Origin of the sequence: Brevundimonas sp. 357, from assembly GCF_003938605.1 — a bacterium.
In the GTDB taxonomy this organism is placed as follows: Bacteria; Pseudomonadota; Alphaproteobacteria; order Caulobacterales; family Caulobacteraceae; genus Brevundimonas.
Genome location: NZ_RHWX01000025.1, coordinates 1 through 23,855, shown reverse-complemented (window position 1 = coordinate 23,855; position 23,855 = coordinate 1). Strand labels below are relative to the sequence as shown.

25 protein-coding genes, 5 tRNA genes and 1 pseudogene are annotated in these 23,855 nt (G+C 66.9%); 27 read left to right on the top strand and 4 right to left on the bottom strand.

All coding sequences use genetic code 11. The features are described 5' to 3' along the window. Nucleotides 1-9: 9 nt before the first annotated feature. The gene (locus EGK63_RS16055; protein ID WP_256375802.1) at nt 10-141 is read left to right on the top strand and encodes an oxidoreductase C-terminal domain-containing protein; all 132 of its coding nucleotides are present in this window, start codon (nt 10-12) and stop codon (nt 139-141) included. Nucleotides 142-343: 202 nt separating this feature from the next. Here EGK63_RS16055 and EGK63_RS16050 read toward each other — a convergent pair. After that, nucleotides 344-418: transfer RNA gene (locus EGK63_RS16050), tRNA-Thr, on the bottom strand. Between the two features lie 395 nt (nt 419-813). Between EGK63_RS16050 and murA the strand changes: the two genes are divergently transcribed. The 14 genes and pseudogenes from murA to EGK63_RS16850 form a co-directional block, all read left to right on the top strand. Then, nucleotides 814-2,103, top strand: a complete 1,290-nt coding sequence (murA, locus tag EGK63_RS16040) for a UDP-N-acetylglucosamine 1-carboxyvinyltransferase (protein WP_125902290.1) — start codon at nt 814-816, stop codon at nt 2,101-2,103. Continuing rightward, nucleotides 2,093-2,596: a DUF2948 family protein gene (locus EGK63_RS16035; protein WP_125902289.1), complete on the top strand. Its 504-nt coding sequence runs from the start codon at nt 2,093-2,095 to the stop codon at nt 2,594-2,596. Before murA ends, EGK63_RS16035 begins: the two co-directional genes overlap by 11 nt. Further along, a complete protein-coding gene (locus EGK63_RS16030; RefSeq protein ID WP_125902288.1) occupies nt 2,593-3,060 on the top strand; it encodes a UPF0262 family protein in 468 nt (155 codons plus the stop codon). Before EGK63_RS16035 ends, EGK63_RS16030 begins: the two co-directional genes overlap by 4 nt. Before the next feature lie 105 nt (nt 3,061-3,165). Beyond that, nucleotides 3,166-3,384 (top strand): translation initiation factor IF-1, encoded by a 219-nt coding sequence (infA, locus tag EGK63_RS16025; RefSeq protein ID WP_003164348.1) that lies wholly within the window; start codon nt 3,166-3,168, stop codon nt 3,382-3,384. Between the two features lie 8 nt (nt 3,385-3,392). Then, nucleotides 3,393-3,992 carry a nucleoside triphosphate pyrophosphatase gene (locus tag EGK63_RS16020; RefSeq protein WP_125902287.1) on the top strand — a complete coding sequence of 200 codons (600 nt, stop codon included), beginning with the start codon at nt 3,393-3,395 and terminating at the stop codon, nt 3,990-3,992. After that, nucleotides 3,992-5,002, top strand: a complete 1,011-nt coding sequence (locus EGK63_RS16015) for an RNA-binding protein (RefSeq protein ID WP_125902286.1) — start codon at nt 3,992-3,994, stop codon at nt 5,000-5,002. The genes EGK63_RS16020 and EGK63_RS16015 overlap by 1 nt, the downstream gene beginning before the upstream one ends. A 2-nt stretch (nt 5,003-5,004) precedes the next feature. Beyond that, a complete protein-coding gene (locus EGK63_RS16010) occupies nt 5,005-5,169 on the top strand; it encodes a DNA gyrase inhibitor YacG (protein ID WP_003164350.1) in 165 nt (54 codons plus the stop codon). 63 nt (nt 5,170-5,232) lie between these two features. Further along, nucleotides 5,233-5,308 (top strand) — tRNA-Phe (locus EGK63_RS16005). 428 nt (nt 5,309-5,736) lie between these two features. After that, nucleotides 5,737-6,636 carry a MotA/TolQ/ExbB proton channel family protein gene (locus EGK63_RS16000; RefSeq protein WP_125902285.1) on the top strand — a complete coding sequence of 300 codons (900 nt, stop codon included), beginning with the start codon at nt 5,737-5,739 and terminating at the stop codon, nt 6,634-6,636. A gap of 5 nt (nt 6,637-6,641) precedes the next feature. Further along, on the top strand, nt 6,642-7,073 hold the full coding sequence (locus EGK63_RS15995; RefSeq protein WP_125902284.1) for a biopolymer transporter ExbD: 432 nt from the start codon (nt 6,642-6,644) through the stop codon (nt 7,071-7,073). A gap of 18 nt (nt 7,074-7,091) precedes the next feature. Then, nucleotides 7,092-7,808, top strand: a complete 717-nt coding sequence (locus tag EGK63_RS15990; RefSeq protein ID WP_125902283.1) for an energy transducer TonB — start codon at nt 7,092-7,094, stop codon at nt 7,806-7,808. A 185-nt stretch (nt 7,809-7,993) separates the two neighbouring features. Continuing rightward, nucleotides 7,994-8,752, top strand: a complete 759-nt coding sequence (locus tag EGK63_RS15985; RefSeq protein WP_165906637.1) for a M48 family metallopeptidase — start codon at nt 7,994-7,996, stop codon at nt 8,750-8,752. Nucleotides 8,753-8,845: 93 nt separating this feature from the next. After that, a tRNA-His gene (locus tag EGK63_RS15980) sits at nt 8,846-8,922 on the top strand. A 41-nt stretch (nt 8,923-8,963) separates the two neighbouring features. Further along, nucleotides 8,964-9,368 (top strand): annotated as a pseudogene (locus tag EGK63_RS16850) (methyltransferase domain-containing protein); the annotation flags it as partial. A gap of 229 nt (nt 9,369-9,597) precedes the next feature. Here EGK63_RS16850 and EGK63_RS15970 read toward each other — a convergent pair. Further along, on the bottom strand, nt 9,598-11,469 hold the full coding sequence (locus EGK63_RS15970; protein WP_243637732.1) for a patatin-like phospholipase family protein: 1,872 nt from the start codon (nt 11,467-11,469) through the stop codon (nt 9,598-9,600). An 80-nt stretch (nt 11,470-11,549) separates the two neighbouring features. On the opposite strand from EGK63_RS15970, the gene EGK63_RS15965 reads away from it, so the two are divergent. From EGK63_RS15965 to EGK63_RS15925, 9 genes are all read left to right on the top strand, one after another. Next, nucleotides 11,550-13,142 (top strand): carboxyl transferase domain-containing protein, encoded by a 1,593-nt coding sequence (locus tag EGK63_RS15965; RefSeq protein WP_125902282.1) that lies wholly within the window; start codon nt 11,550-11,552, stop codon nt 13,140-13,142. Nucleotides 13,143-13,255: 113 nt separating this feature from the next. Beyond that, a complete protein-coding gene (locus EGK63_RS15960; protein WP_125902281.1) occupies nt 13,256-13,741 on the top strand; it encodes a hypothetical protein in 486 nt (161 codons plus the stop codon). Nucleotides 13,742-13,809: 68 nt separating this feature from the next. Continuing rightward, on the top strand, nt 13,810-14,712 hold the full coding sequence (locus tag EGK63_RS15955; protein WP_046653031.1) for an enoyl-CoA hydratase-related protein: 903 nt from the start codon (nt 13,810-13,812) through the stop codon (nt 14,710-14,712). Between the two features lie 9 nt (nt 14,713-14,721). After that, nucleotides 14,722-16,725 (top strand): biotin carboxylase N-terminal domain-containing protein, encoded by a 2,004-nt coding sequence (locus tag EGK63_RS15950; protein ID WP_125902280.1) that lies wholly within the window; start codon nt 14,722-14,724, stop codon nt 16,723-16,725. Then, on the top strand, nt 16,722-17,060 hold the full coding sequence (locus EGK63_RS15945) for a hypothetical protein (RefSeq protein WP_125902279.1): 339 nt from the start codon (nt 16,722-16,724) through the stop codon (nt 17,058-17,060). The genes EGK63_RS15950 and EGK63_RS15945 overlap by 4 nt, the downstream gene beginning before the upstream one ends. 42 nt (nt 17,061-17,102) lie before the next feature. Then, nucleotides 17,103-17,498 carry a DUF1489 family protein gene (locus tag EGK63_RS15940; protein WP_125902278.1) on the top strand — a complete coding sequence of 132 codons (396 nt, stop codon included), beginning with the start codon at nt 17,103-17,105 and terminating at the stop codon, nt 17,496-17,498. 63 nt (nt 17,499-17,561) lie between these two features. Further along, complete coding sequence (locus tag EGK63_RS15935; protein ID WP_125902277.1) at nt 17,562-18,929, top strand: MATE family efflux transporter; 1,368 nt, start codon at nt 17,562-17,564, stop codon at nt 18,927-18,929. Nucleotides 18,930-19,024: 95 nt separating this feature from the next. After that, nucleotides 19,025-20,734 carry a methionine--tRNA ligase gene (gene metG / locus EGK63_RS15930; RefSeq protein ID WP_125902276.1) on the top strand — a complete coding sequence of 570 codons (1,710 nt, stop codon included), beginning with the start codon at nt 19,025-19,027 and terminating at the stop codon, nt 20,732-20,734. Then, nucleotides 20,731-21,459: a 2OG-Fe(II) oxygenase family protein gene (locus EGK63_RS15925; protein WP_125902275.1), complete on the top strand. Its 729-nt coding sequence runs from the start codon at nt 20,731-20,733 to the stop codon at nt 21,457-21,459. The genes metG and EGK63_RS15925 overlap by 4 nt, the downstream gene beginning before the upstream one ends. Before the next feature lie 52 nt (nt 21,460-21,511). Here the strand turns inward: EGK63_RS15925 and EGK63_RS15920 are convergent, their stop codons facing one another. Both EGK63_RS15920 and rlmB read right to left on the bottom strand, forming a co-directional pair. Next, the gene (locus EGK63_RS15920; protein WP_125902274.1) at nt 21,512-22,366 is read right to left on the bottom strand and encodes a TerC family protein; all 855 of its coding nucleotides are present in this window, start codon (nt 22,364-22,366) and stop codon (nt 21,512-21,514) included. A 72-nt stretch (nt 22,367-22,438) separates the two neighbouring features. Further along, nucleotides 22,439-23,317: a 23S rRNA (guanosine(2251)-2'-O)-methyltransferase RlmB gene (rlmB, locus tag EGK63_RS15915; RefSeq protein WP_125902273.1), complete on the bottom strand. Its 879-nt coding sequence runs from the start codon at nt 23,315-23,317 to the stop codon at nt 22,439-22,441. A gap of 149 nt (nt 23,318-23,466) precedes the next feature. On the opposite strand from rlmB, the gene EGK63_RS15910 reads away from it, so the two are divergent. The 3 genes from EGK63_RS15910 to EGK63_RS16845 all read left to right on the top strand — a co-directional run. Continuing rightward, nucleotides 23,467-23,550, top strand: a tRNA-Tyr gene (locus EGK63_RS15910). A gap of 94 nt (nt 23,551-23,644) precedes the next feature. Next, a tRNA-Gly gene (locus tag EGK63_RS15905) sits at nt 23,645-23,718 on the top strand. A gap of 60 nt (nt 23,719-23,778) precedes the next feature. Further along, the coding region (locus tag EGK63_RS16845; protein ID WP_234949943.1) for a hypothetical protein at nt 23,779-23,855 on the top strand (77 nt) is incomplete at its 3' end.

The following is a 23,855-nucleotide window of genomic DNA, read 5'->3' as shown; positions in this document are numbered from 1 at the left end:
GACAGGATCGTGGCGGTGGAGGCGGTCAACGCCCCCGCCGACTTCATGGGCGGGCGTTTGCTGATCGGGAAGGCGGCGCGGGTATCAGCCGAACGGCTGGCTGATTCTGCGACGTCCATGAAGGCTGTCGCCCTGTCCTGAGGCGGGTGATGGAATGGCGGTGCCAGTCAGGCGAGCGGGCCTGTCGGCATCGCCGGCATCCAGGAACGATTCCAATCTGCCTGACCGAGGCGTGAAGACGCCTGCGCCGGACGTGACATGTCCAGGCGGTGAAACAAGTGCTTGATTGAAATGGAGAGATTGGCCCCAGCCCTTGCCGATCCGGGATCAGCAAGGGCTGGGATGGTGCCGCCGGGCAGGATTGAACTGCCGACCTCAGCCTTACCAAGGATGCGCTCTACCACTGAGCTACGGCGGCGGGTCACTGAGGAAGCGGCCGTATAGCCAAAGGTTTCGGCTGGGCCAAGCCAAAAATGCATGCTTGATCAAAATCTTTGCACGCGGTCTGCTGCCGTTATGGACAAGCCGACCAAAGACGCCGACGAGACGGGGCGGGACGTAGACTCATCCCCTTCCGCCAGCCCCGCAACCTTGGCCAAGGCCGAGCGCGCGGCGCGTCTGGCGGCCGCTCTGCGGACGAATCTGCGCCGCCGAAAGGCGCCGGGCGCGGGCGGCGCGCGGCCGCCGAGCGAAAGCAACTGAAAGTCATCCGTCTTGCGACGTTACGGCCTTTCGCGGGCGCCGTCCGACTTGCTAGATAACCGGTTCGCCGGGCCGTAGGGGTCCGGGCCTCCCAGGACTTCCCCGACACCCATGGACAGCATCGTCATTCACGGCGGCAATCGCCTCAACGGCTCCATTCCGGTCAGCGGGGCCAAGAATTCGGCGATCAAGCTGATGGCGGCGTCGATTCTGACGGATCAGCCCCTGCTGCTGACGAACATGCCGCGTCTGGCGGACACGCGCTTCTTGGGCCAGCTGCTGCGTCAGTTCGGCGTGCAAGTGACCGAGCGTGACGGCGCCGACGGGCAGGAGACCCTGTTCCATGCGCCGGAGCTGACCTCGACCTTCGCCCCCTATGATCTGGTGCGTCAGATGCGGGCCTCGTTCAACGTGCTGGGGCCGCTGCTGGCGCGCACGGGGAACGCTAAGGTCTCCCTGCCGGGCGGCTGCACCATCGGCGCGCGGCCGGTCGACCTGCACCTTCAGGCCCTGACGGCCATGGGTGCGGCGATCGAGCTGGAAGAGGGCTATGTCAGCGCCACCGCGCCCAAGGGCCTGCGTGGGGCCGAGATCGAGTTCCCGTTCGTGTCGGTCGGCGCGACCGAGCACGCCTTGCTGGCCGCCGTTTTGGCGGACGGGACGACGGTGCTGAAGCGTGCGGCGCGCGAACCCGAGATCGGCGACCTGGCTCGCTGCCTGATCGCCATGGGCGCCAAGATCGAGGGGCTGGATACGGACGTGCTGACGATCACCGGCGTCTCGTCCCTGTCGGGTGCGACCTGGTCGGTGATTCCCGATCGAATCGAGATGGGCTCTTATGCGCTTGCTGCGGCGATGGCGGGGGGCGAGGTGCGTCTGACCAAGGGGCGCGCCGATTTGATCACCGCCCTGACCGACAAGATGGTCGAGGCGGGCGTCGAGATCGAACCGACGCAGGACGGCCTGATCGTGCGCCGCGACCCGACGCAGCGGCTGAAGGCCGTCAACGTCACGACCGAGATCTATCCGGGCTTCGCCACCGACCTGCAGGCGCAGTTCATGGCCCTGATGACGACGGCCGAGGGCGAAAGCGTCATCCACGAGAACATCTTCGAGAACCGTTTCATGCACGCGCCGGAGCTGGCGCGCCTGGGCGCCGACATCACCGTCCATGCGAGCGAGGCCGTGGTGCGCGGCGTGGAGGGATTGAAGGGCGCGCCGGTCATGGCGACGGATCTTCGCGCCTCCATGTCTCTGGTCATCGCCGGTCTTGTGGCCGAAGGTGAGACGACGGTCGGCCGCGTCTATCATCTGGATCGCGGCTTCGAACGGATGGAAGAGAAGCTGGGCGCGTGCGGCGCCGATGTCCGACGGATCAAGGGGGAGGGCGATGACCACTGACGGCGAACCGATCTCGACCCTGACCGACGAGGTGGCGGACGAAGGCGCTGCGGGCGAAAGCCTGGCACCGATGACGCCCCTTCGCCTGCTGGCCGAGGATGCGGAAGACCTGCAGATCATCTCTGCCGCGCTTCAGGACGCCATCATGCGTCCGGTCGACATCCGTTGGGAGAAGGAGGCGCGGCGCCTGACCGTCGTCCTGTCGCGTTTCTGCTGGGAATGCGGCGGCACGCGCGTCATGGCGGCCATGCAGTTCGGCGACGTTCAGGCGGTCAGGAGCCGCCGTCTGCCGCGCCTGCCCGAGGCGGCGCTGGAGCTGTTGGCGCTCGACTTCCTGCCGACCGAGGCGCCGGGCGGTCAGGTGATGATGATGTTCGCGGGCGGCGGCGATCTGCGGATCGACGTGGAATGCCTGGATGCGGTGCTGACCGACCTGTCCGAACGCTGGCCCGCGCGGGTGGCGCCGACCCATCTGGACGGAGCGGCGGAATGAGCGGGCCGCACAAGCTGACCGCGATCGAGATCGACAACGCCTCTCTGCCGGCCGCGACGGCCGAGATCGAGCATCAGCGCCGGGTCGCCATCTTCGACCTGATCGAACAGAACAGTTTCATCCCGGACGGCGCTGAAGGCGGTCCTTACACCCTGGCTCTCTCGTCGCAGGATAATCGTCTGGCCTTCGATATCGCCGGACCGGATTTCAGCCGGACGCATGTCCTGTCGCTGACGCCGATGAAGACGGTGATCCGTGACTACGGCCTGATCTGCGAAAGCTACTACGAGGCCCTGCGCGGTTCCTCGCCCAGCCAGATCGAGTCGGTCGATATGGGGCGGCGGGGACTGCACAATGAAGGCGCGGCCCTGCTGAAAACCCGGCTGGACGGCAAGGTGGAGATCGACCAGGAGACGGCGCGCCGGCTCTTCACCCTGGTCTGCGCCCTCTACCGTCGGGGCTGAACTCGACTATCTGAGCGTTTTGGTGCATTAGGCGCCCTCACTTTCACGGCTCGCGCTCACGCTCGGCGCGGGCCCGTAGCTGTTCACACGGGCGAGAGAGGCCGCATGGCTAAGGAAGAACTGCTGGAATTCCCCGGCGTGGTCAGCGAACTGCTGCCGAACGCGACGTTCCGCGTGACGCTGGAAAACGATCACGAGATCATCGCCCACACCGCGGGCAAGATGCGCAAGAACCGCATCCGGGTGCTGGCCGGCGACAAGGTGCTGGTCGAAATGACGCCCTATGACCTGACCAAGGGTCGCATAACCTACCGCTTCAAGTAAGGACGCGCGTGTCGCGTCCTGACGCCTTGGCTCCGAGGTTGATTCTGGCCTCGTCGAGCCCGCGCCGCATCGAATTGCTGGCGCAGATCGGCATTGCGCCCGATCTGGTCGATCCCGCCGATATCGACGAAACACCCGAGAAGGCCGAGACGCCGCCGCGTCTGGCGCAACGTCTGGCCTGCTCCAAGGCGGCCGTCGTGGCTGGGCGTCATCCCGACGACGTGGTCCTGGCGGCTGACACCGTGGTGGCCGTGGGGCGCCGCCTGCTGGAAAAACCCGCTGACGAAGCGGAGGCGATCCGCTTTCTGAAACTGCTGTCGGGGCGCAATCATCGCGTCTTCACCGGCGTGGCCGTGATCTGCGGCGGGCGCACGTCCTGGCGCGTGGTCGACACCCGCGTCAGCTTCAAGCCGTTGTCGCAGGACGAGATCGCCGCCTATGTCGCTTCGGGCGAATGGCGCGGCAAGGCCGGGGGCTATGGGATTCAGGGCCGGGCCGCCGCCTTCATCACCCGAATCGTCGGCAGCCATCCCGCCGTCATGGGCCTGCCGCTTTATGAGGCGGCGAATCTGCTGCGCGGCGCAGGCTGGAGAGGCGAGGCGGCCTGATGGCCGATGTCGAGGTCTTCCTGGACGCGGCTCCGGGCGAGACCCGTGGCATGGTCTTTCGCGACGGCCGCGCCTGGACCCTCATTATACATAGAGACGACGATCGGCCCGAGCATCGCCTGGGGGCCCGCGTCGTCGGCCGTGTGGCGCGCCTGGCGCCCGGTCTGCACGGCGCCTTCGTCGACCTGGGCTGCGGCGAGCCGTTCGGCTTTCTGCCGTTGGGCAAGGCGGATCGTCCGGCGGAAGGCGCCAAGCTTGAACTTCTGATCACGGCCGAGCCGCGCGAGCGCAAGGGGCCGGTCTTGCGCAGCCTGGGAGAGGCGAGCGGAGAGCCGCGTCTGCTGGCGGCCGGACCCGACGTCGCCGCCATCCTGAAGCAGCTGGCGCCGGGCGCGCCTGTGTCCACGGGCGTCGAGGCGATCCGCGCGGCGCTGGAGGCTGAAGAGGAGGCGCTGTCCGGCGGCGTGGTCGTGCCGGGCGTGGGCCTGGATCTGGCTGTGCAGCGGACGCGGGCCTTGATCGCGGTTGACATTGATTACGCGCCCGCCGCCGGACGAGATTCTCGCAAAGGGCGCGAGGCGGTGAATCGCGAAGGCCTGCGACAGACGGCGCGGTTGCTGGCGCTGAAAGGGTGGGGCGGTCTGGTCGCCATCGACCTGGCGGGCGTCGGACTGCACCCAGAGACCACTCTATCCATGGCGCGTCAGGCGTTCGCCGATCACGACGGGGCGGCGATCGGGCCGCTCAGCCGGTTCGGCCTGCTGCAACTGTCTTTGCCCTGGGGGCGCGCGCCTGCGGACGAACGACTGGCGGCGCCGGGGGCGCCGCAGATCGGCGCCCTGCGTCGGCTGCGCCTCGCCTTGCTGACGGATCGCGCCGCGCCGCGCCTGACGCTGCACTGTAGTTCGACATCGGCGGCGATCCTGTCACCCTGGGTGGCGCAGCTGGGGCCGCGCGCCCACATCCGCCCGGACGCCGCGCCGGGCGTGTTCGAGATCAAGGAGGGTTGAGCATGGCCCAATGCCCCATCTGCCGTCGCGCCGAAGCTGTCGCCGCCTACAAGCCCTTCTGCTCCAAGCGTTGCGCCGACATCGATCTGCAGCGCTGGTTCACAGGCGGCTACGCCATTCCGGCGGAAGATGCGCACGATGATGAAAAAGATCGCGGAATTGAGTGAATTGGCGTCTGGACAGCCCGTCCGAGCTCGCCTATAGACCCGCCTCTCGCGACGACGTCGTGCGCCTGGATAGCTCAGTTGGTAGAGCAGCGGATTGAAAATCCGCGTGTCGGTGGTTCGAACCCGCCTCCAGGCACCACTTTCCCTTCATTGTCGAATATTCGCTTCGGTCACCAAAAAGCCGAAAATTCGTCACGGGCCTAAACTTTTCTTAACCTTGGCTTACACGGCAAGTTTGTTGCTGTTTTGTGACTTTTGCGCGCATTTTTTATGCGTCGCGTGCCGTAACGCGTCGGGCAAGGGGTGAAAAGCCATTTTCCGCCCTTGACGCTAAGATACCGCTTCGCCAAAGGGACAGGATCGCATTCCTGCTTGCAGGCTGTGGACGGCGAGATATTGTCTCTGTCGTCATGGTTCGCAGGCGCTTCGGCGCTTGGAGGATTGCGGCGCCGACCGGCGGGGGAGAAATCCGGCGGGAGGAAAAGATTTCACTGTAAAGGCGCGGCCGACTGACGCGGTCGCCGTCTTGGGTTCCACGAGTCAGACCAAAGCAGGAACTGGCGAAACATGCTCGATAAGAAGACGAATATCCTCCTCGCTATGGCCGGCGCAGCCGTCCTGATGGCGAGCTCGCCGGTTCTGGCGCAGGACGCAGCCGCTCCGGCCGCTCCGGCCGCCGCTTCGGCTCCCGCCGCTGCCGACGCCGCCGCTCCGGCCGCCGACGCTGCTGCTCCGGCGGCTGACGCCGCTGCTGAAGCCCCCGCTGAAGGCGGTCACGGCGGCAGCCTGACCCCGATCGCCATGTTCATGATGGCGCACCCGGTCGTTAAGGTCGTGATGGCAGGCCTGGTCCTGGCGTCGATCTTCTCCTGGACGCTGCTGCTCATCAAACTGGTCGAGTTCAGCTCGCTGACCAAGACGACCAACCGCTTCCTGGAAGAGTACCGCGGTGCTCGCAACCTGGCCGACATTCGTCGCCTGGCCACCTCGGAAGAGTTTGAAGGCAACCCGCTGGCTGACATGGCGGCGGCCGCTACGGGCGAAATCGAACTGTCGCGTCAAGCTGGCCTCGACGTGATCGGCGCCCACCGCGACGCCACTGTCGCTCGCGCCTCCAACGCCGTCGCCGCCGTCCAAGGCGGTCTGGGCATCCGTCTGTCGGGCGGCCAGCAGTTCCTGGCATCGGTCGGTTCGTCGGGTCCGTTCATCGGTCTGTTCGGCACCGTTTACGGCATCATGAACTCGTTCATCGGCATCGCCGAGTCGAACACCACCAACCTGGCCGTCGTGGCTCCGGGTATCGCTGAAGCCCTGCTGGCTACCGGCATCGGTCTGTTCGCGGCCATCCCGGCGGTTATCTTCTATAACTACTTCAACACCCGCATCGCGTCCTACGGTGCTCGCGCCGATGGCTTCAACGCCGAGCTGATGAACTCGATCTCGCGTCAACTCGACAAGGGAGCGTAAGACGGATGGCCGCCAAACTTTCCGGTTCCGGCGGCGGCAAGTACACCGTCGAGGCGAACAGCGATATCAATGTCACGCCTTTCGTCGACATTATGCTCGTTCTCCTTATCATCTTCATGGTGGCGGCTCCGCTCGCCACCGTGTCGGTGCAGGTGAAACTTCCACGTGCCGTCGCTCCGCCGGCTCCCAACCCGCCCAAGCCTATCTTCATCTCCATTCAGAATGGCGGCGAAGTGTTCGTGGGCGATTTCCGGACCTCGGTTGCAACGCTAGGCGATGATCTGAAGACCCAAATCGGAACGCGTAACCCTGACCAGGAGCGGATTTTCATCCGTGCTGACCAGCAAACGCGCTACGGGGACTTCATGCAGGTCATGAACGCCTTGCAGGACAATGGTTTTTACAGCGTCGCCCTGGTTGGCGAAGATCAGTCGTAAGGGGGCGTGACGCAAAGCATGACTGCTGAACATCACGAGCATCGCGACCCTCTGCTCGACGCCCCGAAGAAGAAAAAACTTTCGACGGGCGCAATGGTCGGAATCGGCATTTCGGTTGTCGTTCACGTTCTTGCTGGTTTTTACCTCTACAAGAGCAAGTTCGAACTCCAGGAGTTCGATTACGTGGACGAGGCTGTGGATGTGGAGTTGATGGCGCCGCCACCGCCGCCACCGCCTCCGCCTCCGCCGCCGCCGCCGCCGCCGGATACGCCTCCGCCGCCGAAGCTTCAGGTGCGCGAGCCGGTCGTCAACACCCAGGCGCCTCCGCCTCCGGTGACCTTGCCGATCGAGCCGACGAAGAAGGAAGACCGCGTCGAATACACGGGCCCGCCCGTGATCGTCCCTGGTCCTCCGCCTCCGCCGGCGCCGCCCGCACCGCCGCGTCCTTCGGTGATCACCAACCCGCAGTGGGCTCGCCCGCCGCGTCCGACCGAACGGGACTTCCCGCAACGCGCTCTTGATCGCGGCGTGGGCGGTTCGGCCACGGTCGAGTGCACGGTGACCCCGAGCGGGAAGCCCGAAGGTTGCCGCGTCGTCTCGGAAGAGCCGTCCGGCATGGGCTTCGGCGCTGCGGCCGTTCGCATCGTCCAGCGTGGGCAACTTTCGCCCCGCACGGTCGACGGCGCTGCAACGAACGCCAAGTTCGTGGTCCGGGTGCCTTTCAACCTGGACTAAGCGAGCGATCGCATTGAAACGAAAAGAAGCGCCTCGAGGTCTTGCCTCGGGGCGCTTTTTTCATGTGCTGAAACCTCAAGGTCGCGGCTCAACGAAACGAGCGATGGAAACGCACTTTGCGGCGTCAGGCATGGAGCCGGGCGGCTTGCCTGTGCATTATGGCCCCTGACTGTTCCGGAGGACTGATGTCTCGTAAGCCCCTTATGCTCGCCCTGGCGATCACCACCGGCGTTCTGGGCGCCGGGGTCGGCGCCTGCGCCTATAATGAGGCCCTGGGCCGCAATCAGCTGGTCTTCATCGACGACGGCGTGCTGGTCCAGCAGTCGCAGGCGGCCTGGGCCGAGACGCTGCGGACGCAGAAGGTGTCGAACAATACGGCCCAGAACGCACGGGTGCGCCGGGTGGGCGACCGCATCGTCCAGGCGGCCAATCTGACCAATCGCCATTGGGAATATGCAGTGTTCGACGACGCCACGCCGAACGCCTTCGTCCTGCCGTCGGGCCATATGGGGGTGACGACGGGACTGCTGGCCATCGCCAAGAACGACGACCAACTGGCCGCCGTGATCGGCCATGAGGTCGGCCACGTCATCGCCCGCCACGCCGCCGAGCGCGCCTCGACCACCCAGACGACGGGCCTGATCCTGGGCGCGGTGCAAAGCCAGGCCGGGGATTACAGCCAGGCGGTTCAGGCCTTTGGCGGCATGGGCGCGCAGTTGGGCGTGCTGTTGCCGTTCTCGCGCAGCCATGAGCTGGAAGCGGATCGACTGGGCGTCGATTACATGGCGGCGGCCGGCTACAGGCCGTCGGAATCGTTGGCCCTGTGGCGCGCCATGGCTGAAGGGCGGCAGTCGGGGACGCCGGAGTTCGCCTCGACCCACCCGTCGGACCAGACCCGTCTGATGCAACTTCAGCAGTATATCGCCAGCCGCGGTTGGAACTGACGGGGATAAAACATAAAATCCTGCGCGAGGACGAAATGGCCGCTTGCCCCCGACGGCGAGGCCCGCTAGAGAACCGCCCTCGCGCAGAGATGTGCAGCCTTAGCTCAGCTGGTTAGAGCGCCGGTTTGTGGAGCCGGAGGTCCTCAGTTCAATCCTGAGAGGCTGTACCATTCTCCCTCGAATCGCTTCTTGCGAAGATCGAGGGAGAAGTATGACGATGACGTCGCCGGCGTGGGATCCCCAACAGTACAACCGCTTCGAGCGCCAGCGTGATCGCGCGGCGATCGATCTGCTGTCTCAGCTTCCGGGCGATCTGGATCCGCATGAGGTTTGGGACATCGGCTGCGGCACGGGCCAGCACGCGGCCTTGCTGAAGCGGCGCTGGCCGGAGGCGCAGGTGCATGGGCTGGATTCCAGCGCCGCCATGCTGGAGCAGGCGCGGAGCCTGCCGGACGATGTGGACTGGGTGCAGGGCGATCTCGGCGCCTGGAGGCCCGCCGCGCCGGTGGACCTGATCCTGGCCAACGCCTCCCTGCAGTGGGCGCCGGACCATGCGGCGCTGTTTCGACGCTTGACCGAGTCGCTGGCGCCGGGCGGTGTGCTGGCGGTGCAGATGCCCATGGCCTGGGAGACGCGCCATCACACCCGAATGCGCCAGACGGCGGCGGACGGCCCGTGGAGCGCGCGCCTGAAGGGCGTGGACACCATCCAGCCGCTGCTGGCGGTCGAGGATTATTACGACGCGGTGGCGGATCTGTGCGAGGAGGTCGATATCTGGTCGACGACCTATCTACATGTGCTGGACGGCGAGAACGCGGTGCTGGAGTGGATGAAGGGCACGGCCCTCAGGCCTTATCTGACCGCGCTTTGCGAAGACCCAGCCAACCACGACGCCTTCCTGGCGCGCCTGGCTCAGGTGTTGGGCGAGGCGTTTCCGCGGCGTCCTGAGGGAAGGACTCTTCTGCCATTTCCTCGACTGTTTCTTCTGGCGCGCCGGTCCGACGGCGGCGGTGCAGGGTCTCGATCGGCCCGTTGAGGCTGTCCAGGGCTGCATGCGCGGCCTCGTAGCCCGCCGCGACGCCCGGCTCATAGGCTTTCCAGTCGCGGATATCGACGCCGTCGGGCGTGGGCAGGATCAACAGGTCCGTCTCGGCGCGGGCCTGCATCCGCTCGGCCTCGCTGGACAGGGTGGCCGAGCGCATCAGGATGGAGACGATCGGCGGCCCGTGCTTCCACGCGCCCGACAGGATCCAGCGCCACCAGGACGGCGGATTCTCCAGCGTCTCGGGATCGACGCCGCGCGTCATGGACACGTCGACGCCGACGACGGGCCCGCTGTTCAGCCGCCGCATCACATCGCTGGGGAAGTTTCGCAGCACGGCGCCGTCGACCAGCACCTGGCCGTTCATCACCACGGGCGGCATGACGCCGGGAATGGAGATGGAGGCGCGTAGGGCGTGGCGCAGCATCCCTTCACGATGAACCTCCAGCTTGCCCGAGGTCAGATTGGTCGAGACGGCGAAGAAGGGCAGCAGCATGTCCTCCATCTGCACGTCGCCGAAGGCCTCCTTCATCATCGCCTTGACCTTGCGGGCATGGGTCATGGCGATGATGGGCGGGGCGATGTCGGCCAGAGGGTCGGACAGGACGAAGGCCTGGCGGATGTGGTGCTCAAGCTCTTCGTCCGACCAGCCGAGGGCCGGGCCCGCGCCGATGACCGCCCCCATGGAAGCGCCGCCGATGAAGTCGATGGGCGTGCCCGCTTCGCGCAGGGCCTTCAGCGCGCCGATGTGGGCATAGGCGCGCGCGCCGCCGCCCGACAGCACCACGCCTACGGCCGAGCCGGTAATCAGGCGGGCGATCCGCGCCGTGTCGTCGAACAGGCCCTCGACCGCATGGAACCAGCGGCCCGGCTTCAGCACGTCCAGCCAGGCGCGGGTGTTGCTGGGGCGCGGCATCCGCGGATCGCGCAGGAGGATCAGGTCGGTGCGCTGGCCCGCGTCGTCCCAGTCGTCGGCGACAGGCGGGGCAGGGGGCGGCGGCCGGTCGGCGGCCCCGACCAGGAACAGGCGGTCGACCTGGCGCGCGCACAGGGCGGCCCAGTTCGGCTCGTCCGCTTCGGCGACGTAGAGGACGTAGTCGTGGGCGTCCTCGACGCGCGAGAACCATTCGGCCGCCGACGCCAGGGCCGAGCTGTCGATGACGTGGCAGGTGCAGCCCTGAGCCTCGACCGCGCGGGCCACGCGCTCAACGAAGGCTCGGATCGGCTTGCCGCGCGCGGAGACGAAGCCGAAGACGTTCGGCTCGGTCCCGCCGCCGCGCTCGCGGGCGCGGCTCAGCATGATCTGGCCCAGCTCGGACATCAGCATGGGATCGTTGCGCGCGGCGTCGAAGAAGGCTTCGCGCGGCAGGGCCAACACGTCGCTGTCGCGCAGGGCGACGACGTCCGACATGTGCGAGGTGCCGGCCAGCATGGCCAGTTCGCCGACCGGCTCGCCCGGCTTGATGACGGCGGTCATCTGCGGAACCCGTCCGTCGTCGTGACGGAAGACGCCCAGGCGCCCGGCGCGCAGCAGATAGAGGGTGTCGGCCCGGTCGCCGGCCGAGAACAGCCGCTCGCCCCGCGTCAGGGCGAACCAGCTGGCGCGGCTGTCCTGCGCGTCCTCGAAGGCGCGGGACAGGGCGACGGCGAGCGTGTCCGGTCGAAGCGGGGCCATGACAGGCAGATATAGCCGATTTCGTCGCGGGGGAACCGAACCGGCTTCCCCCCGGCGCGGAAGCCTCCTAAACCTTGGGCATGCCCAAGCTGATTTCCGCCGTCGATCGCAACAGTCCTGCTTTCAAAACGCTGGATGCGCACAATCGCGCCCTGCGGGACGAGCTTTATGAAAAGGTCGCCAAGGCCGCGCGCGGCGGCTCTGACGCCAGCCGCGACCGCCATGTGGCGCGCGGCAAGCTGTTGCCGCGCGACCGGGTCGAGCGGCTGCTGGACCCGGGCTCGCCCTTCCTGGAGGTCGGCCAACTGGCGGCCAACGGCATGTACCGGGACGAGGCGCCGGGCGCGGGCATGATCTGCGGCGTCGGCCGGGTGTCGGGCCGTGAGGTGATGATCGTCGCCAACGATCCGACGGTGAAGGGCGGCGCCTACTTCCCGATGACGGTGAAGAAGCATCTGCGGGCGCAGGAGATCGCCGAGCAGAACAACCTGCCGTGCGTCTATCTGGTCGATTCCGGCGGGGCCAACCTGCCGCACCAGGCCGAGGTCTTCCCGGACCGCGACCATTTCGGCCGCATCTTCTTCAATCAGGCGCGGATGAGCGCGCGTTCGATCCCGCAGATCGCCTGTGTCATGGGATCGTGCACGGCGGGCGGCGCCTATGTGCCGGCCATGTCGGACGAGACGGTGATCGTGCGCAATCAGGGCACCATCTTCCTGGCCGGTCCGCCGCTGGTGAAGGCCGCGACGGGCGAAGTTATCTCGGCCGAGGAACTGGGCGGCGCCGAGACGCACGGCCGCAAGTCCGGCGTGGTCGACCATGTGGCCGAGAACGACGAGCACGCGCTGGAGATCGTGCGCTCCATCGTCGCCAATCTGAACACCATCAAGCCCCAGCCGCTGGACGTGCGCGAGCCGCGCGCGCCTGCTTATGACCCGGCCGAACTGTACGGCATCATCCCTGAGGATGTCCGCGCCCCCTATGACGTGCGCGAGGTCATCGCCCGCATCGTCGACGGCTCGGAGATGGACGAGTTCAAGGCGCTGTACGGCACGTCGCTGGTGTGCGGCTTCGCTCGCATCTGGGGGCAGCCGGTGGCCATTCTGGCCAACAACGGCGTGCTGTTCTCGGAAAGCGCCCAGAAGGGCGCGCACTTCATCGAACTGGCCTGCAAGCGCAAGATTCCGCTGCTGTTCCTGCAGAACATCTCGGGCTTCATGGTCGGCGGAAAATATGAGGCCGAGGGCATCGCCAAGCACGGCGCCAAGCTGGTCACGGCCGTCGCCTCGGCTGAGGTGCCCAAGTTCACCGTCCTGATCGGCGGCAGCTTCGGCGCCGGCAACTACGGCATGTGCGGCCGGGCCTACAGCCCGCGCTTCCTCTTCACCTGGCCCAACAGCCGCATCAGCGTCATGGGCGGCGAGCAGGCGGCCAGCGTCCTGGCCACCGTCCACCGCGACGCGGATGCGTGGACGCCGGAAGAAGCCGAAGCCTTCAAGGCGCCGATCCGCCAGAAATACGAGGACGAGGGCAACCCCTATTACGCCACGGCTCGCCTGTGGGACGACGGGGTCATTGACCCGGTCCAGACCCGCGACGTGCTGGGTCTGGCCATCAGCGCCAGCCTGAACGCCCCGATCCCCGAGACGACCTTCGGCGTATTCCGGATGTAAGGCTATAAATTACACAATGCTCAAAAAACTGCTTGAAGCCGGATCGCGCGGCTGAGAGTGTCGCGTCGGCGATCTCGATGCGGGATCGAAATCTGGACGACAAGGACAGTGACATGAAGAAGACGGCAGCACTGATCGCGCTGACCACGCTGCTCGCGGCCTGCGGATCGCAGGCTGATTCCAAGGCCCCGGCCACGGTTGAAGCCGCGCCTGAGGCTGCGGCGACGCCGCAGACCGCACCGGTCTCGGCGGCTGAAGAGGCGGCCGCGCGGGCGGGCGAGCCATCCGAAGCGGTCTTCCCGATCGGCTATCGCGGCAACTGGGACTATAGCGACGACGGCTGCGCCAAGGACGAGAGCGGCACGCGCTTCGTCATCACGGCCAATGAGATCAAGGGCTATGAGGACACCTCCAAGCTGGTGGCCCTGGAGACCTTGCAAGGCGAAGGCGACGCCATCCGGGTGGTTCTGGAGAACCAGTCGTCCGACGGCGATCAGACCCTTGTCCAGACCCTGCGCCTGTCGCCGGTGGCGGGCGTCTCGCTGCGTGTCGAGCAGGACGGCAAGACCGTTCGCGCCAACCGCTGCGATCCTGTTTAATCGCCTTCTTCCCCTGTGAGGGGGAGAGGGATGACGTTTGAAGCGTTCTATCGGCCAAGGAGCCCATCATGACTGACCAAAAGCCGACAGAAGAAGAGCTGAACGCTCTGGACATCACCGACGCCGAGGCGGCGGAGATGAACGCCATCGCCCACCCCTTCGTCGCCGATGCGGCGCCGGACGCGAACGACGACCTGGTGCAGATCGACGCCACCGCCGACGGGGTGGTCTTCGTCACCATCAACCGTCCCGAGAAGAAGAACGCTTTCGACGCGGCGACCATCGCGGCCCTGTATGAGGCGTTCGAGACCCTGCACGGCGCCGACAAGGTGCGCGTGGTCTTCATCCGCGGCGCGGGCGGGACGTTCAGCGCGGGCGCAGACCTGAACTGGATGCGCTCGGCGGCCGACTGGTCCGAGAGCGACAACCGCGACGACGCCATGGGGCTGGCCAAGATGCTCAAGGCCCTGCACGACGTGCCGGCCCTGACGGTGGCTCTGGTCGAGGGTGCGGCCATGGGCGGCGGGGCGGGCATCGTCGCCGCCTGCGACATGGCCGTGGCCGTCGAGGGGACGCGCTTCGCCTTCTCGGAGGTCAAGCTGGGCCTGATCCCGGCGACCATCGCCCCCTACGTCATCGAGGCGGTCGGCGCGCGCCGCGCGCGCCAGCTGTTCCTGACGGCCAACATCTTCGACGCCGACTACGCCGCCCATGCGGGACTGATCGACATGGTCCTGCCCGAAGGTTCGGTCGATGAGTTCATCTCCATGCTGACCGACAGCCTGTCGGCCAATGCGCCGGGCGCCATGGGCGACGCCAAGCGCCTGGTGAACGACGTGGCGGGCGAAGAGATCGACAACCGCCTGCTGGAAGAGACCGCCAAGCGCATCGCCCGCGCCCGCGTCTCGGCCGAGGGCCAGGAAGGCGTCCGCGCCTTCCTCGACAAGCGCGCGCCGAACTGGGCGCAATAAGGTAGTCTGATGTTCAAGTCCGTCCTGGTCGCCAATCGCGGCGAGATCGCCTGCCGCGTCTTCCGCACCGCCCGTCGCATGGGCCTGCGCACCATCGCCGTCTATTCCGAGGCTGACGCCCAGGCGCTGCACGTTCGTGAGGCGGACGAGGCGGTGCTGATCGGTCCGGCGGCGGCGCGCGACTCCTATCTGGATGCGGCCAAGGTGCTGGCGGCGGCCAAGGCGACGGGGGCGGAGGCCATCCACCCCGGCTATGGCTTCCTGTCCGAGAACGCCGACTTCGCCGAGGCCGTGGCGGCGGCGGGCATCGTCTGGATCGGCCCTCAGCCGTCCTCGATCCGGGCCATGGGCCTGAAGGACGCGGCCAAGAAGCTGATGATCGAGGCGGGCGTGCCCGTCACCCCCGGCTATCAGGGCGAGGACCAGTCGCTGGAGACCCTGACGGCCGAGGCGAACCGCATCGGCTTCCCCGTTCTGATCAAGGCGGTCGCGGGCGGCGGCGGCAAGGGGATGCGCAAGGTCGATCGCGCCGAGGACTTCGCTGAAAATCTGGCGTCGGCCCAGCGCGAGGGTCAGTCGTCCTTCGGCGATCCGCGCGTGCTGATCGAAAGCTACATCACCCGGCCGCGCCACATCGAGGTGCAGGTTTTCGGCGACAGCCACGGCAATGTCGTCCACCTGCATGAGCGCGACTGCTCGTTGCAACGCCGCCACCAGAAGGTGATCGAGGAAGCCCCGGCGCCCGGCATGGATCAGGCCACGCGCGACGCCGTCACCGCCGCCGCCGTGCGCGCCGCCAAGGCCGTGGACTATCAGGGCGCGGGGACCATCGAATTCATCGCCGACGCCTCCGACGGGCTGAAGGCCGACCGCATCTGGTTCATGGAGATGAACACCCGGCTTCAGGTCGAACACCCGGTGACCGAGAGCATCACCGGCGTCGATCTGGTCGAATGGCAACTGCGCGTCGCGGCGGGTCAGCCGATCCCGCTGGCGCAGGAAGATATCCCGATGAAGGGCTGGGCCATGGAGGCCCGCCTCTACGCTGAAGACCCGGCGAACGGTTTCCTGCCGTCGATCGGGCGGCTGGATCACTTCGTCATGCCCGACGACATCCGCGTTGACACCGGCGTAATGCAGGGCGGCGAGGTCAGCCAGTTCTACGATCCGATGATCGCCAAGCTGATCGTCCACGAAGACACCCGCGAGGCCGCCGCCGCCCGTCTGGCCGACGCCTGCCGCGACGTAGAAGTCTGGCCGGTGAAGACCAATGCGGGCTTCATGGCGCGCTGTCTGGATCACCCGCGCTTTGTCGAAGGCGACGTGGACACCGGCTTCATCGCGGCGGAGGAGGCGGCGCTGATCGCCCCGGCTCAGGTTTCCGCCCGCGCCATAGCCGCTGCGGCGGGACAGATCGGGCTGGAGGCGGACGCCGCCGCCTTCGACGCGCCGGATAATGTGCTGGCGCCTGTCCGCGCGGGCTTGTTCGGTTTCCGGCTGAACGCGGCGCCGCAGGCGCATACGGCGGTCCACCATGACGGCGCGGCTCACGCCCTGACCCTGACCGGCGAGCCGGGCTGGTATGGCCGTTCATCCAGCTTCACCGTGAGCGGCGATTTCGGCTCGGCCCAGATCTATGGCGAACCGGGCGTGGTTGTGGTCGACGGCGAGGTGGTCAGCACCTTGTCGCCTGACGCTGAGCGGGTTCTGGTGTTCGACGGCGGCGACGTGGTCGAGTTCCACCGCCGCAAGTCCAGCGGACCGGCGGGCGGTTCCGCCTCCGACGGCGGCTTGCGCGCCCCCATGCCGGGCAAGATCGTCGCCGCGCCCGCCAAGGCCGGGGACAAGGTGGCCAAGGGCCAGCCGGTCGTGGTGCTGGAGGCCATGAAGATGGAGCACGCCCTGACCGCGCCCTTCGACGGCGTGGTGGCCGAGTTCAACGTCGCCGTTGGCGATCAGGTCACGGACGGCGCGGTGCTGGCCGTTGTGAAGGCCGAGGGGGCAGGCGAATGATCGTTGCGGCGATGATGGCGACGGCGCTTCTGGGCGCCGATCTGAGCGATATGCCGGCGGCCTCGGCGGCGGATTTGCAGTGCATGGGCCTGCTGGCGGTGGCGATCGACGATCCGGCCGCCTCGGATGCGCTCAAGCAGCAGTATACGGGCGGCATGATGTATTATCTGGGCCGTCTGGAAGGCCGTGATCCGGCGCGGAACTGGATCGGGCGGATGCTGGAATATACGGACTCCACCCCGGTTCAGCAGGTGCGTTCGCACAGCCAGCGGTGCGGACAGGAACTGATCGCCAAGGGGCAGGAAATCTTCACCCAACTGGATCGCGAGCCCTGAGCCGGGCTGGCCTTCGCGGCGTCGGATGACTAGTTGGGCCTCATGCCCCTGCACATGATCAAGCTCTGCGTCGGCGTGACCGAGGTCGAGACGCTGGAAGCGAACGCGGCCCGGTCCGATTGGCGCATCGTCCACACCCGCATGACGCCCAAGCGCGCGGCCGAGATCGAGGACGGCGGTTCGCTGTACTGGGTCATGAAAGGCTCCGTGACCTGCCGCCAGCGCATCCTCGAGATCACGACCATCGGCGAGGGCAAGGCCAGCCGCTGCGAGATCAAGCTGGACAGCCAGGTCATCCGCACTGCGCCCCTGGCCCGGAGGCCGTTTCAGGGCTGGCGCTATTTCGAGAAGGACGTGCCGCCGGACCTGACCGTGGCCGAGCCGACGGACCTGCCGCCTGACCTGGCGCGAGAGTTGCGCGAGCTGGGCGCCTGGTAGGCGCCTGAAACGCACGTAAAATCGTTTGACCCGCGCCTGCGCGCGTGGCTGTTGCGGCCTCCGATGGTCCAGTCCCTGTTCAGCTTCCATAATCGCGCCACCCTGACCGAGCTGTTGAAGCTGGCCTGGCCGGTCGTGCTGGCGCGTCTGGGCATCATGACCATGGGTCTGACCGACGCCATCGTCGTCGGCCACTACGCCAGCCGCGAGCTGGCCTATCACTCCCTGGCCTGGGCGCCGTCCTCGGTCGTGCTGACCACGGCGGTCGGCCTGATGATGGGGGTGCAGGTCATGACCGCCCGTCTGCTGGGCGAGGGGCGCGGCGATGAGGTCGGCGCGGTCCTGCGTCGCGGCATGACCTACGCCCTGCAGATCGGCTTTGTCGCCATGATCGGCCTGCTGCTGCTGGGGCCGTTCGGCCTGGTGCACATGGGGCTGGAGGACGGCCTGGGCGAGGGCGCGACGCCTGCCCTGATGGTCTTCGCCCTGTCGATGCCGGCCTATCTGATTTCGATCTGCGCCCTGTTTTTCCTTGAAGGACTGCATCGGCCCAAGGCGGGCATGGTGGCCATGTGGGTGGCCAATGCGGTCAACCTGGCGCTGAACCTGCTGCTGGTGCCGGACATCCTGGGCATCGGCCTGGACGGCGCCGTGGCCTCGGCCTGGGCGACGTTCGGCGCGCGGGCGGCGCTGGCGATCTTCCTGGTCATCTTCATTCTGCGCCTGCCCGAAGCGCGCGCCTGGGGCGTGTTCAACAAGCCCAAGCGCGACAAGGCGGTTGAAAGCCAGCAGATCAAGGTCGGTCTCGGCGGCGGCGCGTCCAACTTCATCGAGGTCGGGGCCTTCGCGGCCATGACTCTGTTCGCCGGCCAACTGGGCGCGGCCGAGACCGCCAGCTGGGCCGTGGTCATCAACGTCTCCGCCATCGTCTTCATGGTGCCCATGGGCCTGTCGTCGGCGACGGCGGTGTTGGTCGGCCGCAGCTACGGCGGCGGCGATCGAGCGGGCGTCATGCGGGGCGGCCTGGCGGGCGTCGGCGTGGTGACGGTGCTGGCCTTCATCATCGCCATCGGCCTGTGGCTGACCGCACCGCTAGTGGTCGGCGCCTATACGACCGACCCGGCGATCCTGGCCATCGCGGCCCCGGCCTTGGCGCTGGCGACTCTGTTCTTCGTCGCCGACGCCCAGCAGGTGGTCGCCGCCCAGGCGAACCGCGCAGCGGGCGATGTGGTGTGGCCGACGCTGATGCACCTGCTGTCCTATGGTTTCATCATGATCCCGCTGGGCTGGTTCCTGGCGCATCGCATGGGCGTGGACGGCCTGGTCTGGTCGGTGATCGTCTCCAGCCTGATCTCGGGCGCGCTGCTGACCGGGCGGTTCGTGCGGATCGCGCGGCGGCTGCCGGCGACAAGGGCGACGCCTGTCTCCTAGGACGTCTGCCCTATAAGACACTTGGCCCATAAAAGGTGACGTTCGGGTTTGCGCCCTCTATATCCGACGCCTCCCTGTCCAGACGTTGGAAGATCATGTCCCGCATCCTCATCACCTCGGCGCTGCCCTACATCAACGGCATCAAGCACCTGGGGAATCTGGCCGGGTCGATGCTGCCCGCCGATGTGTGGGCGCGCTTCATGCGAAGCCGGGGGCATGACGTCCTCTATGTGTGCGCCACCGACGAGCACGGCACCCCGGCCGAGCTGGCCGCCGCCGCCGCCGGTCAGGACGTCCGCACCTATTGCGACGAACAGCACGAGGTTCAGAAGAAGGCCGCCGACGCCTTCAGCCTGTCATTCGACATCTTCGGTCGCAGCTCCAACGCCCCGAACACCCGCCTGACCCAGCACTTCGCCAAGGTGCTGGAAGAGCGCGGCCTGATCGAGGAGCGCGTCGACCGGATGATCTATTCGATCGACGACGCGCGCTTCCTGCCCGACCGCTATGTCGAGGGAACGTGCCCCCACTGCGGATATGAGAAGGCGCGCGGCGACCAGTGCGACAACTGCGGCCGCCTGCTGGACCCGACCGATCTGATCAATCCCTATTCGGCGGTGTCGGGCAGCCGCAATCTGGAGGTCCGCGACACGCGCCACCTGTATCTGCTGCAGACCAAGGTGGCCGATGACGTGCGCGCCTGGGTCGACGCCCGCTCGCCCCAGTGGCAGCCGCTGGCCCGCTCCATCGCTTACAAGCATCTGGACGAGGGCCTGATCGATCGCGGCATCACCCGCGACCTGAAATGGGGCGTGCCGGTCGTCGGCCCCGACGGCGGACCGCGCCCGGGCATGGAGGGCAAGGTCTTCTACGTCTGGTTCGACGCGCCCATCGAATACATCGCGGCGACCGAGGAATGGGCCGACAAGACCGGCGGGAACTGGCGCTCCTGGTGGCGTCTGGACGAGGGCGCGGAGGACGTGCGCTACGTGCAGTTCATGGGCAAGGACAACGTCGCCTTCCACACCGTCAGCTTCCCGGCGACCATCCTGGGCTCGGGCGAGCCGTGGAAGACGGTGGATCAGCTGAAGGCCTTCAACTGGCTGAACTGGTACGGCGGCAAGTTCTCGACCAGCATGGGCCGGGGCGTCTTCATGGACCAGGCGCTGGAGCTGCTGCCCGCCGACTACTGGCGCTGGCACCTGACGGCCTATGGTCCGGAGCATTCCGACGCGGCCTTCACCTGGGAGCAGTTCCAGTCGACGACGAACAAGGATCTGGCCGACGTGCTGGGCAACTTCGTCAACCGCATCGTCAAGTTCACGGAATCCAAGTTCGACGGCGTCGCGCCCGAGGGCGGCGAACCGGGCGCGCTGGAAGACAAGCTGGCGGCTGACGTCAAGGCGGCCCTGGCCAGCCTGACCTATGAGTTCGAGGCTATGGAGTTCCGCAAGGCGGCCCAGGCGGCGCGCGCCCTGTGGGTGCTGGGCAACGAATATCTTCAGGAAGCCGCCCCCTGGACGGCGCTGAAGACGGATCGCGAACGCGCCGCCGTGGTGGTGCGCACCGGCCTGTCGCTGGTCGCCCTGTTCGCCCGCGTGACTGCGCCCTTCATGCCTGAGGCGGCGAGCCGCATCGCGGCGACTGTGGGCGCTACTGATCTTTCGTGGCCTGATGTCGAGGGCGACCTGCTGAACCTGGTCCCCGCCGGTCAGACGGTCGCCGCCGCCCAGGTGCTGTTCGCCAAGATCGAGGACGCTCAGGTGACTGAATGGACCGAACGCTTCGGCGGCGCCGAGGGATGAACGCCGGGTCCGTTTCCCCTGCTTTGAATGCGGTGACGCCGGATCGGCGCGCCGTCATTCGCGAGCGGTTGCGACGAACGGGACGCGCCCAGGTCGAGGGCATACTGACCGAACCCTCGGCCATGGCGCTGTATGATCTGGCGCGCGCGGCGGATTACAACGTCGTGACGCGGAGGGGGACCGGCCATGTCGACCTGCCATCTGCGTGGCTGGCGTCTCTTCAGCCGGATCAGAAGCGTGGACTGGGAGAGGCGATCCAGAAGTCGGCGGCGGCGGATTTCCAGTATCTGTACGACAACTATCCGGTGTTCGACCTGGTGCAAGACGGTCTTGCCGAGGCGCCTTGGCGCGCCCTGGCGGCCTTCCTGAATGGCGATGACTTTCTGGGGCTGATGCGAGAGCTGACGGGAGAAGAGCGCATCGCCATGGCCGACATGCAGGTGACGCGTTACCGTGCGGGGCACTTCCTGACTGAGCATGACGATCATGCAGAAGGGAAGAACCGCTACTTCGCCTATGTGCTGAACCTGACGCCTGGTTGGCGGATCGACTGGGGCGGGCTGCTGGCCTTCCATGGCGAGGACGGCAATGTGGCCGAGGCCTTCACGCCGCGTTTCAACACGCTGAACTTGTTGCGGGTGCCGACGCCGCATTCGGTGACGCAGGTGGCGCTGTCCGCCGGCGGCGACCGGATTTCGATTACGGGTTGGTTGCGTGGTCGCTGAGGCGATGGCCTGAACATGAGAAAGGCCCGGATCGCTCCGGGCCTTTCGTATTTCAGGAGGCAGGTTGAGCAGGCTCGACCGTCTGCGGCGGCGGATCGCGTCGTTCGCGGCCGCCGGGCAGGCCGTGGGGCGTGTGCGAATCCGCGCCCTTTCCGCTGTGTTTCATGTGCTTGGCCTGTTCCTCGGCGCCGATGTCGAGGAAGGCGGGGGCGGAGGCGTTGAACTGATCCGCATGGCCGGTGCGCACGATCACCGAACGCCCGCCGTCCCAGATCATGTGCAGGGCGACGTAGAGGACGATGGCCAGGCCGACGTAGGCGATCCAGCGATAGCGGTTCAGCAGCTTGGCGATGAAGCTGGCGGCCAGGCCCATCAGGGCGATCGACAGGATCAGTCCGAAGACCATGATCCACGGGTGGTCGTGGCTGGCGCCGGCGACGGCCAGGACGTTGTCCAGGCTCATGGTCAGGTCGGCGATCATGATCTGGATCAGGGCGGCGCCGAAGGTCTTGCGCTTCAGGCCCAATTCCTCGGGCGAGGGACCGCCGCCGTGTTCGATGGCCATGGCGCGCTCGATTTCGGCCTCGGCCTCGGCCTGGTCGTGGGTGGCCTGCTCGCGCAGTTCGCGCCACATCTTCCAGCACACCCACAGAAGCAGGAAGCCGCCCGCCAGCAACAGGCCGACGATGGCCAGAAGCTGGACGGTGATGAGCGCCAGGCCGATGCGCATGACGACGGCGGCGGCCAGGCCGATCAGGATGGCCTTGCGGCGCTGTTCCTGGGGCAGGGCGGCGGCGGCGAGGCCCACGGCGACGGCGTTGTCGCCGGCCAGAACGAGATCGATCATCAGCACCTTGCCGAGGGCGGAGGCCTGACTGATCAGTTCGGGATTTGAGAGGAAGTCCATGCCGGACTCTTAAAGCCCAGCCGGACCCGCGCCAAGACGCCGCAGGGACGAGTTGACGCGGGGGCTCGGCTCCTAACTGGCGCGGCCTTGGGCGCGGGCGGCCTCATACAGGGCGATGGCGGCGGCGTTGGAGACGTTCAGGCTCTCGAAACCGCCGGGCATGGGGATGCGCGCCATGGCCTCGCAGTGCTCGGCCACCAGGCGGCGCACGCCGTCGCCTTCCGAGCCCATGACGATGACGGTCGGGCGGGCGTCCAGCGCCTGTTCCAGCGTCAGCTCCGATTCGCCGTCCATGCCGATGGCGCGCCAGCCGTGGTCGGCCAGCTTCTCCAGCGCGCGGCTGAGATTCGTCACGCGGGCGCAGGGCAGGCGTTCGGTCGCGCCGGCCGAGGCCTTGGCCAGGGCGCCGGCGAGGGCGGGGGAGTGGCGATCCTGCACCACGATGCCGCGCGCGCCGAAGGCCAGGGCCGAACGGAAGATGGCGCCGACGTTCTGGGGGTCGGTCAGCTGATCCAGCATGACGATGACCCCCTCGGCCGGCTCGGCCAGGTCTTCCAGGGCGACGCCCTCTAGCGGCTGGACCTTGAAGGCCATGCCCTGGTGCACGGCGCCGGCGGGCAGCATCCGGCCCAGGGCGACAGAATCGACCACTTCGATTCGGTGGCCGTTCGCCAGATTCTCACGCTGGATCTCTTCGGCGCGGTCTTCCGTGACCATCAAACGGCCGCTTCCGCGCCGCGCGGGATTCGCCAAAGCGGCCAAAACCGGATGACGTCCCCAAAGAAAATTATCGGCGTCCGGGCGCGAGCGGGCGGTTTTGCGTTCGTTATCGTTCCCGCCGCGTCCTTGCGTGGCGGGCGTTTGAGGCCGATCCAGACGGCCTTCCCCTCTCTTTTGGAAAGATTGTTTTTTACCGGTTTTCCGGTCGTTGCGTTCTCGAAATGACGACACTATAAGACGGCCTCCGATTTGGGCCCCAGGGCTTTCGGTTCAGGCGCTTCCTCTACTGCAGGCGTCGCCCGACAGCGAAGGCTTTCGTCGCGAAATGATCGAAAGATTGTTTCCGGCGTTTCCAGACCGGCATTGACATAAGGCGCGCTGGGGGAATGTCCCGAGCGGCAAAGGGGGCGGACTGTAAATCCGCTGCGTAAGCTTCGCAGGTTCGAGTCCTGCTTCCCCCACCACGCGCCTTCAATGCCCTGGGACGGAGTCCAATGAAGGTATCGGGTGCGGAAACGTCGCTCTTCATACGAAGAGCGGTGCAACCGCATTCTTCGTGCGGGTATAGCACAATGGTAGTGCAGCAGCCTTCCAAGCTGAGGATGTCGGTTCGATCCCGTCTACCCGCTCCAGGTTTTTTGAACTGAGCACAGCGCCCCTCCGTTCCGGACCCGGGCCACAGGAGTTTGGCCATGGCCAAGGAAAAGTTCGAACGCACGAAGCCGCACGTGAACATCGGCACGATCGGTCACGTTGACCACGGCAAGAC